Origin of the sequence: Chitinimonas sp. (assembly GCF_041904975.1) — a bacterium.
In the GTDB taxonomy this organism is placed as follows: Bacteria; Pseudomonadota; Gammaproteobacteria; order Burkholderiales; family Chitinimonadaceae; genus Chitinimonas.
The window spans coordinates 17806-29468 of record NZ_JAYRLZ010000017.1 but is presented as its reverse complement, the minus strand read 5'-3'; the positions used below and the strand labels follow the sequence as shown (position 1 = coordinate 29468).

The following is an 11663-nucleotide window of genomic DNA, read 5'->3' as shown; positions in this document are numbered from 1 at the left end:
TGTGCAATGGTCAGGTCGGCAAAATGAAACGAACTGCCTCGCTCGCCGAGCAGCACGGTGCGCATGCCGAGTTGCTTGGCTGTGCGCAGATTGTCCGGCGTATCTTCCACCATGATGCAGCGCTGCGGATCGAGCTGATGCCGCTGCAGCAAGCGTCGGTAGCCGTAAGCGTGCGGTTTGGGCAATAGGCGCGCGTGCTCGATCGCCTGTACCGCGTCAAACAGATGGGCAATGCCCAATTGCGCGATAACCCGCCGCGCATAGGCAAGCGGCGCATTGGTGAACAGGAATTTGCGACCAGGCAGCTGGCGCAGGGTGCGATGAAGATTGCGCATCGGCGACAGATGCTGTTCCAGCGCTGCCAGCACATGGGTTTCGCGCAGGAAATGGGCAGCATCGACCGGGCCGTGATGGCGCTGCAGGCCGGCCAGTGTGGTGCCGTAGTGCTGCCAATAGTGGTGATGCAGCTGCTGGGCCTGTTCTGGCGCAATACCGACATGCCGGGCGATATAGGCGGTCATTTCCTGCTTCATTTGCGGGAAGACATAGCCATTGGCGTCGTGCAGGGTGTTGTCGAGGTCAAAGATCCAGTGCGGAGTGCTCATCGGCAAAACAGGGTTATTGGCGAGGCCGGCCGGGCCCGAAAAGAAAACCGCCCCGGCGCTGGCCGGGGCGATGCGGGAGGGCAAGGGGATATGACTGCGCGACCTTAGCCGTGGATATAGTTTTCCAGCTGCGCAATCATGAATTGCTGTTCGGCAATCTGTTCGCGCACCAAGTCGGTGATCGACAGTACGCCCAGTACGGTGTCGCCATCCATCACCGGCAGGTGGCGAAAGCGCTTTTCCGACATGATGGCCATGCACTCATCGGTGGTCTGGCTTGGTTGGGCGAAGATCACCCGCTTGGTCATGATGTCGGAAATCGGCGTGCCGGCCGAGGTCTTGCCCTGCAGTACCACCTTGCGCGCATAGTCGCGCTCGGAAAAGATGCCAAGCAGCTTGTCTTTTTCCATGACCAGTACGGCGCCGATGTCTTTTTCGGCCATCAGCTGAAGTGCCTGGTAAACCGTAGCATTGGGGGGTACCGAGAAAATGGCCTGACGGGATTTTTCCTGAAGTAGCTGGCGGGCGGTTTTCATGCTGCGCATTCTCCAATGGCCAAGAAATAAACACGGTAACCGTAATAGTAGGCTGCCTGGCTGTGCCGACAAGCGCAATTGCTTGTGCGCTGCGGCATCGACGGCGCTCCGGCTTAGTGATCGCGGGTGATCATGGTGCCTACGCCATGGTCGGTCAGCACTTCCAGCAGCAGGGCATGCTGGACCCGGCCATCGATGATATGCACCGAGTTGACGCCGCTGACTGCTGCCTCCAGCGCCGAGCTGATCTTGGGAATCATGCCGCCCGAGATGGTGCCCTCGGCAACCAGCTGGTCGACGATGGTCGGTGTAAGGCCGGTGAGTAGCTGGCCGGACTTGTCCAGCACCCCCGGCGTATTGGTCATCAGGATCAGCTTTTCCGCCTGCAGCACCTCGGCGAGCTTGCCGGCGACCAGGTCGGCATTGATATTGAACGCCTCCCCCTGGCTGCCAACGCCTATCGGTGCAATCACCGGGATAAAGTCACGGGTGTCGAGCAGGGCCACCAGCTCCGGGTCGATACTGTCGATTTCGCCCACCTGGCCGATATCGATTTGCTCCTCGTCGTTGTCACCGCGCAGGAACATCTTTTTGGCGCGAATAAAGTGGCCATCCTTGCCGGTCAGGCCAACAGCGCGCCCGCCATGCTGGTTGATCAGGCTGACGATTTCCTTGTTGACCAGGCCGCCCAGCACCATTTCCACGATATCCATGGTCTCGCTGTCGGTAACGCGCATGCCCTGGATGAATTCGCCCTGCTTGCCTACCTTGGACAGCAGCTCATTGATTTGCGGGCCGCCGCCATGCACTACCACCGGGTTGAGGCCAACCAGCTTCAACAGCACCACATCGCGGGCAAAACCTTCTTTCAAGGCCGGCTCGGTCATGGCATTGCCACCGTACTTCACCACAATGGTCTTGCCGCGAAACCGGCGGATATAAGGCATGGCCTCGGCCAGGATGGCCGCCTTGTCGGCAGCGATTTGCGCAGTGATCGGGGTGATGGCAGGCATGGTGGGTCCAGGGCAAACGATGAACGGCAATTCTACCGCAGCCACCCGGTTTTTCGTCCGGCGCGATGGGCTTGCTGCGCACCTTCGCCTGTGTGGGGCTTGCTTTGGGGCTATGTCGATGCCGCAGTGCCTAAAGTCGTGCCCGCCTTCGCGGCGACGATACCTCGGAAAATTCGCGCAATGCGCGGTAGTCGCGCTGTCCATTTCCGGAAATTGCGCTTGAAAAGTAAATGAACATTCATTTAATATCCGCCGGATGACGCTGACTGATAAACACGACGACTGCAGCTGCCCGGTTCTGGGCACGGTGACGCGCTGGGCGCGGCGCAAGGATGCGCGCCCCGGCGAGATCCTCGACGCCGCGCTGGACCTGTTTGTAGCCAAAGGCTTTGCCGCCACCAAGATGAACGATATTGCGGCGGCCGCCGGTGTGACGGCAGGCACCATCTACCGCTACTACGATGGCAAGGAAGAGATGCTGCGCGCCATCATCCGCGACGGCATCGGTGCCAAGCTGGATGAGGGCGAGCAGCTGATCACCCAGTTCAAGGGTACAGCGCCGGAGTTGCTGGCCATGGTGATCCGCACCTGGTGGTCGTTGATTGGTGCTACCCGTCTGTCCGGCCTGCCCAAGTTGATTATTTCCGAGGCGAACAACTTCCCCGAGCTTGCCGAGTTGCATCGCGAGGTGGTGGTGCGGCGCGGCGAGGCGATGATCGCCAAGGCATTGCAGTATGGCGTGGATCGCGGCGAATTCCGCCCCATGCCGATCGAGTCGACGGTAAAGGTGGTAGTGGCTCCGGTACTGATGGCCATGCTGTGGAAGCATGCGCCCGCCTGCGAAACCGGCGAATTCAATGTTGATGAATACCTGGAACAAGTCATTCAAACACTGGTTTTTGGTCTGAGTCTGCGCTCAGCCTGACACGATGGAGATTGCCATGCGTTTTGCCCAGTTTTCCCCGCTGATACTTGCTGTTGCACTGGCTGCCTGCAGCAAGGCGCCGGAGCAGCACGAGGAGATACGCTCGGTGCGCGTTCAAACCGTCAAGGCGGTGGATGGCGCACTGGCCGCCAACTACTCGGGCGAGGTGCGCGCACGGCGCGAGAGCCCGCAAGGCTTCCGGATTGCCGGGCAGATTCTGGAGCGCTATGTCGAACTGGGGCAGCAGGTCAAGGCGGGCCAGCCCTTGCTGAAGATCGATCCGAAAGACGTGGCATTGCAAGAAGCGGCAGCACGCAGCCAGTTCGACAAGGCGCGCATGGATCTGGAACGCGCCAAGACCTTGCAGGCCAAGGGCTTTGTCAGCCAGTCCAATGTCGACCAAGCCAAGGTGGCTTTTGATGCGATGCAGGCGCAGTACAAGCTGGCCGGCAATCAGGGCAGCTATACCGTGCTGCGCGCCGAGCATGCCGGCGTGGTTACCGCCTTGAATGCCGAAGTGGGCCAGGTGGTGGCGGCTGGCGCGCCGGTGGTGAAGATCGCTGAAGATGGCGAGCGCGAGGTTCTGGTCAGCGTGCCGGAATCGCGTATCGAAGAACTGCGTCATGCCAAACAACTGACCGTGTCGCTTTGGGCGGCGCCGGACAAACAGTACCAAGGCCGCCTGCGTGAGCTGGCACCGGATACCGACCCGATTACCCGCACCTATGCGGCGCGGGTCACCATCGTGGCGCCGGATCAGCAGGTTAGGCTGGGCATGACGGCCTATGTCACCTTGCCGGGCGAACAAGGCCAGGCTTATTCGCTGCCGATGTCGGCCATCTATGACAACAGCGGCAAGCCGCAGGTATGGGTGGTGGATGGCAAGACCATGCAGGTTGCCCTGCGCCCGGTGAGCCTTGCCGGTGCACGCAATGGCACGGTATTGATCGACAAGGGCCTGCAAGCTGGTGAGCAGGTGGTGACCGCCGGCGCCAATCTGCTGCATGCCGGCGAAAAGGTGCGGATTGCCGATGCACTGCCTGGCGGGGAGAAATAAGTGAAATCGATCAATCTCTCCGAATGGGCGCTCAAGCATCGCCAGCTGGTGGTGTATTTCATCATCACCTTTATTCTTGCCGGCCTGTTTGCCTATCAACGTCTCGGGCAGAAGGAAGACCCCGAATTCACCTTCAAGGCCATGGTGGTACGCGCTTACTGGCCTGGCGCATCGGCGCGGCAGATGGAAGTGCAGGTGCTCGACAAGCTGGAAAAAAAGCTGCAGGAAGTGGCCGAGATCGACTACACCAAGAGCTTCGCCAAGGCCGGTGAAGCGCAGGTGATCATCTCTCTGCGTGAAGATATCCGTGGCAGCCGCGCGGTACAGGACACCTGGTACCAAGTGCGGAAAAAGCTCGGAGATATCCGCTATACCTTGCCCTCAGGTGTGCTTGGGCCGGTATTCAATGATGAATTCGGTGATACTTTCGGCAATATCTATGCCTTTACCAGCGATGGTTTCAGCTATGCCGAGACCAAGCGCTATGTCGAAGCGGCGCGTGCCGAGCTGCTGCGCATACCGGAAGTGAACAAGGTCGATCTGATCGGCGATCAGGACGAGAAGATCTATATCGAAACCTCCAATGCCAAGCTGGCCTCGCTTGGTATTGATCCGCAACTCATCTTCCAGACCCTGGCGGTGACCAACGCCGTCACGCCGGCCGGCGTGGTGGAAACCGGTGGTGTACGTATCGCCCTGCGTCCGACCGGCGAATTTGATTCGGTTGAAGCCATCCGCAATATCGGCATCACCGCCAACGGTCACAGCCTGCGCGTTGGCGATATCGCTACCGTCACCCGTGGCTATGTAGATCCAGCTACCTTCAAGATGCGCTTCAATGGCAAGGATGCCATTGGTCTTGCCGTCAGCATGAAAAACGGCGCCGACGTCATTTCGTTGGGCAAGCATCTCGATACCACCCTCAAACAGATCCGCAGCCAGATGCCGGTCGGCATCGTGGTCAGCTCGGTGTCCGACCAGCCACATGTGGTTGGTAGCGCGGTGGGCGAATTCATGAAGAGCTTGCTCGAGGCCGTCGCCATCGTGCTGGCAGTGAGCTTTTTGTCGCTGGGCGTGCGCACCGGCATCGTGGTGGCGCTGTCGATCCCGCTGGTGCTGGCGATGACCTTTCTGGGCATGTATCTGCTCGGCATCGAGTTGCAGCGCATCTCGCTCGGCGCCCTGATCATTGCCCTGGGCCTGTTGGTGGACGATGCGATCATCGCGGTGGAAATGATGGCGCTCAAGCTCGAGCAAGGCTGGGACCGCATGCGTGCCGCCACCTTTGCCTATACCAGCACCGCCATGCCGATGCTGACCGGCACCCTGATCACCGCCGCCGGTTTCATGCCGGTGGGCCTGGCCAAGTCGGGCGCGGGTGAGTACACCGTGTCGATCTTCCAGGTGGTGGGCCTGTCGCTGATGCTGTCCTGGCTCGTCGCTGTGGTGTTCACCCCCTATCTCGGTTTCAAGCTGCTGCCTGAGTCAACCGGCCATGCCGATGAGCATGCCGTGTATCAACGCGGCTTCTATGTTCGTTTCCGCAAGCTGGTGACCTGGTGCATCGAGCATCGCAAGACGGTGATCGTTGTCACCGTGCTGGCCTTCGTGGTCGCCATGGGCCTGTTCAAATTCGTGCCCAAGCAGTTCTTCCCGGCTTCCAGCCGGCCGGAGCTGATGGTGGATATGTGGCTGCCGCAGTCGGCTACCTTTGCCGAGACCGAAGCACAGGTCAAGGCGATGGAGAGCAAGCTCAAGGGTGATAAGGATATTGTCAGCATCACCAGCTATATCGGCTCGGGCAGCCCGCGCTACTACATGCCGCTGGACCAGCAGTTCCCCAATCTCAACTTCGGTCAGCTCACCGTGATGACCCGTAATGAGCATGTGCGCGAGGATGTGGCGCGGCGCATTCAAGCGCTGTTCGCCAAGGACTTCCCGGTAGTGCGTGGCCGGGTCAACCGGCTCGAAAACGGTCCGCCGGTCGGTTATCCGGTGATGTTCCGGGTGGCAGGGCCAGATGCCAACAAGCTGCGGCCGATCGCCGAGCAGATCGCCGCCATCATGCGTGCCAATCCGCATACCCGGCAGGTGAACTCGGACTGGAGCGAGCGTGCCAATGTGGTGCGGCTGGAAATCGACCAGGACAAAGCACGCGCCCTCGGTATCAGCTCGCAACAGGTGGCGCAGGCGATGCAGACCTCGCTTAGCGGCGTCACCATTACCGACTTCCGTGAAGCGGACCGCAATATCGATGTGGTGGGGCGCCTTACTGCGCCGGAGCGCACCGATCTGAACAATCTCAAGGATGCGAAGATTTATCTGCACGATGGCAAGTTCGTGCCGCTGAGTCAGATTGCGCGCCTGAAGCTGGAAAGCGAAGAAAGCCTGATCTGGCGCCGCAACCGCATGCCGACCATTTCGGTGCGGGCTGATGTGGAAGGCGCCCAGGCGCCGGATGTGACCATGGCGATGTGGCCGGAAGTGAAGAAACTGGCCGATGCCCTGCCGCTTGGTTACACCATCGAGATCGGCGGCACCCAGGAATCGAGCGTGAAGAGCCAGCAGTCGATTGTGGCGGTGATGCCGCTGATGCTGTTCACCGTGATGACGCTGTTGATGTTCCAGCTGCAGAATATCGGCAAGATGGTGCTGGTGCTGTTGACGGCACCCTTGGGGATGATCGGTGTCTCGGCTATCCTGTTCACCTTCCAGGTGCCGTTCGGCTTTGTCGCGCAGCTTGGGGTGATTGCACTGGCCGGCATGATCATGCGCAACTCGGTGATCCTGGTCGATCAGATTGACCATGACGTGGCGGCAGGCGCTAGCCTGTGGGAAGCGATCATCGAATCGGCTGTGCGGCGCTTCCGGCCGATCATGCTGACCGCTGCTGCGGCGATTCTGGCGATGATTCCGCTGACCCGTTCCACCTTCTGGGGGCCGATGGCGTGGGCAATCATGGGCGGATTGTTTGTCGCCACCTTGCTGACGCTGTTGTTCCTGCCAGCCCTGTATGCCGCCTGGTACCGGGTACGCAAGCCCTTTGGTGTTGCGTAAATGGCAATGGGCAAGCTTGGAGATCAGCTCCCTGTTAGGATAAGATACTGTTAAGTATGTTTTCAGTCGCCCCGAATGGCCTCAGGCCAACCAGCAAAAAGGACTGTGTATGCACCGTTTAGCGTTTCAGGCTGTCGCCGTATCGGTGGCGCTGGCCCTGGCTTCTGTGGCCCAGGCGGCCGATCTGAAGTCGGTTTATGAGCAAGCCAAGAAATACGATGCCACCTTCGCCGCCGCCGAAGCGGCCGCGGTGGCCGGTCGCGAAAAGACCGAGCAAGCCAGGGCACTGTGGTTGCCGCAGGTGAATCTGAGCACGGACTTGAATCACCAGAATCAGGGAACCGATTTTGCCCGCGGCAATTCGAGCAGTGCCAGCGGTACCTCGTATGACTACACGGTTAGCGCCAGCCAGCCGCTGTATAACGCCGCCGCCAGCGTGGGCAATAGCCAGCTGCTGGAGCAGGCACGCCTGGCCGAAGTCAGCTTCGCTGGCGCCCGCCAGAGCCTGATCCTGCGGGTGGCGCAAGCCTATTTCGATGTGCTGTATGCGCAAGACAGCCTCGACTTCGTACGTGCGCAGAAGGATGCCGTGGCTCAGCAATTGGCCCAGGCAAAGAAGAGCTTTGAAGTCGGGGTGTCCACCATCACCGATACCCACGAAGCGCAGGCATCGTTCGATGCCATCGTCGCCAGCGAGATCGCCAGCCAGAACAATCTGCTGGTCAAGCAAAATGCGTTTGCCCAGCTGACCGGTGTCAGCGCGGACGGTATCTCGCCTCTGGTGGCCAAGATGCAGGCTACGCCACCCGAGCCCAACGATATGAACAGCTGGCTCAAGCGCGCAGAAGAAAAGAGCCTGGAAATTGCCGGTCAGCGCAGCTCGCTGGCTATTGCAGATGCCGATATCGACCGCTATCGCACGCAGCGGCAACCCACCCTGAGCCTGGTCGGCCGCTACGGCGAAAGCTGGAACAAGGGCGGTCTGGCCAGTCAGATTGAACATAACAAGAATGGCGTGCTTGGCTTGCAACTGAATATCCCGCTGTATACCGGCGGCGCAACCAGTTCCAAGCTGCGTGAATCGATCGCCTTGCGTGATCAGGCGCAGTTCAAGCTGGAAGCGACGCGCCGCGATGTGGCGCAGACTACCAAGGCCGCCTTCCTCGGCGTGCAATCGGGCGCTGCCCAGATCAAGGCGCTGGAGCAGGCCTTGGTGTCGGCGCAAAGCTCGCTCGATTCCACCTCGCTGGGCCGCGAAGTCGGGGTGCGCACCACGCTGGACGTGCTCAATGCCGAGCAGAAGGTGTATTCGACCAAGCGCGATCTGGCGCAGGCACGCTATGCCTACCTGGTCAACAAGCTGAATCTGTCGGCGGCGGTGGGTGAATTGGCTGAGGCCGATATCGATGCCATCAATGCCCAGCTCAAGCATTGATGTCTCGATAGACTGAAGCAAGCAAAAGGGCCGCAGCGATGCGGCCCTTTTGTATTGTGACGCGCTCGATGCCCTACTTGCTGCGCTTGCCTCGTTTGCCTTGGCCTGATGTCAGCGCCGCGGTCAGGTCGCCAAATGCGCGCACGCCGGGCAAGGGGTCCAGGCCGAAGCGACGGTTGATCAGGCGGTGGATCGAGGTGGTGTCGTACACCGTATGGTCGACAAAGCCTTTCTTCACCCAGGGCGAAATCAGCAAGGTGGGCACGCGCGGGCCGGGGCCCCAGCGGTCGCCCTTGGGCGGAGCGACATGGTCCCAGAAGCCGCCGTTTTCGTCATAGGTGACGATGATCAGGGTGTTCTTCCACTGCGGGCCGCGCATGATGCGCTCCACCACGCCGGCGATATGTGCGTCACCAGCGGCCAGATCGCCGCCCGGATGCTGGTTGAGTTTGCCGGCCGGCTTGTAGAACGACACCTGGGGCAAGGTGCCGGCACCGATGGCACGCTCGAAGTCTTCGCCGTCCTTCAGGTGCTCGCTGCGCGCCGCGCTGCCCGGCGCGTAATTGGCAAAATAGTTGTAGGGCTGATGGTGCGCATTGAAGCCTTGGGCATCGCCGTCGTAGTGATAGATGGCGCGACGTTGCGCATCGGGCAGCGGGCCATCGGCTACCGCCTGGTTCCATGCCGCACCGAACCAGGCCCAGCTGACGCCCTTGGCGCTCAGTCGGTCGCCCAGGGTGGCAGCGGTCTGAACCGGTAGCGGGTGCTGCGCCGGATTGGCTCGCGTCGTATCGCCATCGCTGGCCGGGGCGATGCCGCTGGGCTGAAAGCTGGGCTGCATGGTGTTGACGGCAAATCCATCAGGTGTGATCGATTTGTCCGCCACATAGACCGGCGGCCCCTGCAGGGCGCTCTTCGGCGATTCGGCTGTCTGCTTGAGGGTAATGCCGTCGTCTTCCACGACCGACCTCAACTTGGCCGGCGCGTCGGGAAAGCTGGGCGTGCAGGCGCAAGCCAGCCACATATGGTTGAGGAAGGAGCCGCCAAATGCGCCCATGAAAAACTGGTCGGCCAGGGTAAAGCGCCGCGCCAGCTGCCACAGCTTCATCTGGCTGCCATCGTAGTGGCCCATCACCAGGGCTCCGCCGTCGGACCACGCGGCAAAGCGATCCATCTTGCCGCCATTGATCTGCATCTGGCTCTGGTAAAAACGGTGCACCTGATCGCGCGTTTCATCGCCCAGCTTGATGCCGTAGGGCGGTGCGTCGATGCGGAAGGGTTTGTTGGCGGGCTGCGGCTGGGCAGCAAACATCGGGTCGATAGCGCTGGCCTGTTTGCGGTCTTCATGCCAGATTGGTGGCAGCAGGCTGAACGGCGTGCCGTCACGATCGGTTTGCAGGTATTGCGCGGGCTTGAGATTCAGCAAGCCGTCCGCGCCCGGGTAGAGGCCGTATAGCGAGTCGAAGCTGCGGTTTTCACCGTAGATGACGACGATATTGTGGATTTTATCGAGCGGTGCCGCGTATAGCGGGCTGGCGCTGAGTAGTCCCGCAAGCAAGAGTAGATGGCGCATGGTAGCCACGATTCGAAGTGGGTTGGAAAAAGGCGGCTGACGCTTTTCGGCCATCAGCCACGGCCGTTATTCAGTTTGCCTGGCACCTGACTGCCGGAGATCAACGGTGAGCGGCGTATTGTAAGGTGCCGCGTCCAGGCTGGCGCGCCATGATGGTTTCGGATGAATAATCAACACACCATCCCGGATCGCGACGCGACCGACCAGGGCGCGCGCATCATCGGGCCTGCCCAGCTCGGCCAGCTTGAATTCCGTCTCTGCGCCCGTGGCGGAGGCCTTGATACGCACGTAAAGACTGCTCGGCGCCGGATGGGTGGCCACGGTATGTTCAATGCAGATGTGATACAGCTTGCCCGGCTTGGTGTGGATGCGCACGCGCAGGGCATCGCCATGCTCGAGTATGCCGCGACGTAGTGTGCTGATTTCAGCCAGCCGGGTTGGTGCCAGCCAGTGCAAGGCGGCACAGCTGGCGTCAAGCAAGGCAGTCAGGCGCTGTTGGTCATCTAGGCCGGCATAGTGGTGTGGCAGGCCGACCAGAACAAATTGCGCCCAGCGCTCGTTACGATATTGATAGTTGCAAGCCTCGACGGCGCCAGGCGCAATGGCGCGGGTAAAGCACAGGTAAAGATGGCTCGCCTGGCCGATCGAGATGCCCAGCTCCTCGGCCTTGCAAGCGAGGCGCAAGCCCAGCGAGCTGGCGCCGGCAGGGCTGGGAAACAGGGCTCCCAGATAGTCCGGCGCGGGACCCTGCGGAGCCGGCATGCCATCAAACTCAAAATAGCGAATATCGCGCAGCAGGCGTAGCTTGCTGGCCGAGGATGGCGTTCCCGCGATTGCATTCATACGGTGGCGTCACCCCAGCGCGCCATCAGCTGGTGCGGTACGCCAAGCTGGTCCAGTACCCGCGCCACGACAAAATCGATCAGATCGTCTACGGCTTGCGGATGGTGATAAAAGCCCGGATTGGGCGGCAGGATGCATACGCCCAGTTTTGCCAGCTTGAGCATGTTTTCCAGGTGCAGGGCCGAATACGGCGTCTCGCGTGGTACCAGGATCAGTTTGCGCCCTTCCTTGATGCTGACGTCGGCGGCGCGCTCGATCAGGTTGTCGCTCATGCCGGCGGCAATGGCGGCAAGCGTGCCCATGGTGCAGGGGCATACCACCATGGCATCGGCCGGATTGGAGCCGGAAGCGACGGGCGCAAACCATTCCTCGCGGCCGAATACCCGCAGCAGATCAGGCCCTACGCCATGCCGCTGGTGCAGCATGGCCTCCACCTCTTTGGCGCGCGACGGCCAGGTTTCGCCGATTTCCTGCTTGATCACGATCTGGGCGGCTTGCGAGTACAGCAGATACACCCGTACCTTGGCAGCCAGCAGGCACTGCAGCAAACGCAGGCCATAGGGCATGCCGGAGGCGCCGGTGAGTGCGAGGGTGATGGTGTGCGGCTGGGTCATGGTTC

10 protein-coding genes are annotated in these 11663 nt (G+C 60.9%); 4 read left to right on the top strand and 6 right to left on the bottom strand.

The genetic code is table 11. The annotated features are described in order from the left end of the window. From ACE3OH_RS03230 to argB, 3 genes are all read right to left on the bottom strand, one after another. A partial coding sequence (locus ACE3OH_RS03230) for a pyrimidine 5'-nucleotidase (RefSeq protein WP_374348319.1) occupies positions 1-605 on the bottom strand: 605 nt, incomplete at its 3' end. A 104-nt stretch (positions 606-709) separates the two neighbouring features. Further along, positions 710-1141 (bottom strand): CBS domain-containing protein, encoded by a 432-nt coding sequence (locus tag ACE3OH_RS03225; RefSeq protein ID WP_374348316.1) that lies wholly within the window; start codon positions 1139-1141, stop codon positions 710-712. Between the two features lie 113 nt (positions 1142-1254). After that, positions 1255-2154 (bottom strand): acetylglutamate kinase, encoded by a 900-nt coding sequence (gene argB, locus ACE3OH_RS03220; RefSeq protein ID WP_374348314.1) that lies wholly within the window; start codon positions 2152-2154, stop codon positions 1255-1257. 256 nt (positions 2155-2410) lie between these two features. On the opposite strand from argB, the gene ACE3OH_RS03215 reads away from it, so the two are divergent. The 4 genes from ACE3OH_RS03215 to ACE3OH_RS03200 all read left to right on the top strand — a co-directional run bounded on the left by ACE3OH_RS03215 (position 2411) and on the right by ACE3OH_RS03200 (position 8628). Beyond that, the gene (locus ACE3OH_RS03215) at positions 2411-3079 is read left to right on the top strand and encodes a TetR/AcrR family transcriptional regulator (RefSeq protein WP_374348311.1); all 669 of its coding nucleotides are present in this window, start codon (positions 2411-2413) and stop codon (positions 3077-3079) included. A 16-nt stretch (positions 3080-3095) separates the two neighbouring features. Then, positions 3096-4136 carry an efflux RND transporter periplasmic adaptor subunit gene (locus tag ACE3OH_RS03210; RefSeq protein ID WP_374348308.1) on the top strand — a complete coding sequence of 347 codons (1041 nt, stop codon included), beginning with the start codon at positions 3096-3098 and terminating at the stop codon, positions 4134-4136. Beyond that, positions 4137-7193, top strand: coding sequence for an efflux RND transporter permease subunit (locus tag ACE3OH_RS03205; protein ID WP_374348305.1), 3057 nt, complete (start codon positions 4137-4139; stop codon positions 7191-7193). A 109-nt stretch (positions 7194-7302) separates the two neighbouring features. After that, positions 7303-8628, top strand: coding sequence for a TolC family outer membrane protein (locus tag ACE3OH_RS03200; protein ID WP_374348302.1), 1326 nt, complete (start codon positions 7303-7305; stop codon positions 8626-8628). Positions 8629-8701: 73 nt separating this feature from the next. Here ACE3OH_RS03200 and acpA read toward each other — a convergent pair whose 3' ends face one another. From acpA to ACE3OH_RS03185, 3 genes are all read right to left on the bottom strand, one after another. Continuing rightward, the gene (acpA, locus tag ACE3OH_RS03195) at positions 8702-10201 is read right to left on the bottom strand and encodes an acid phosphatase (protein WP_374348299.1); all 1500 of its coding nucleotides are present in this window, start codon (positions 10199-10201) and stop codon (positions 8702-8704) included. Positions 10202-10267: 66 nt separating this feature from the next. Beyond that, positions 10268-11044: a hypothetical protein gene (locus ACE3OH_RS03190; RefSeq protein ID WP_374348297.1), complete on the bottom strand. Its 777-nt coding sequence runs from the start codon at positions 11042-11044 to the stop codon at positions 10268-10270. Further along, complete coding sequence (locus tag ACE3OH_RS03185; RefSeq protein WP_374348294.1) at positions 11041-11658, bottom strand: flavin prenyltransferase UbiX; 618 nt, start codon at positions 11656-11658, stop codon at positions 11041-11043. Before ACE3OH_RS03185 ends, ACE3OH_RS03190 begins: the two co-directional genes overlap by 4 nt. Positions 11659-11663: the final 5 nt, after the last annotated feature.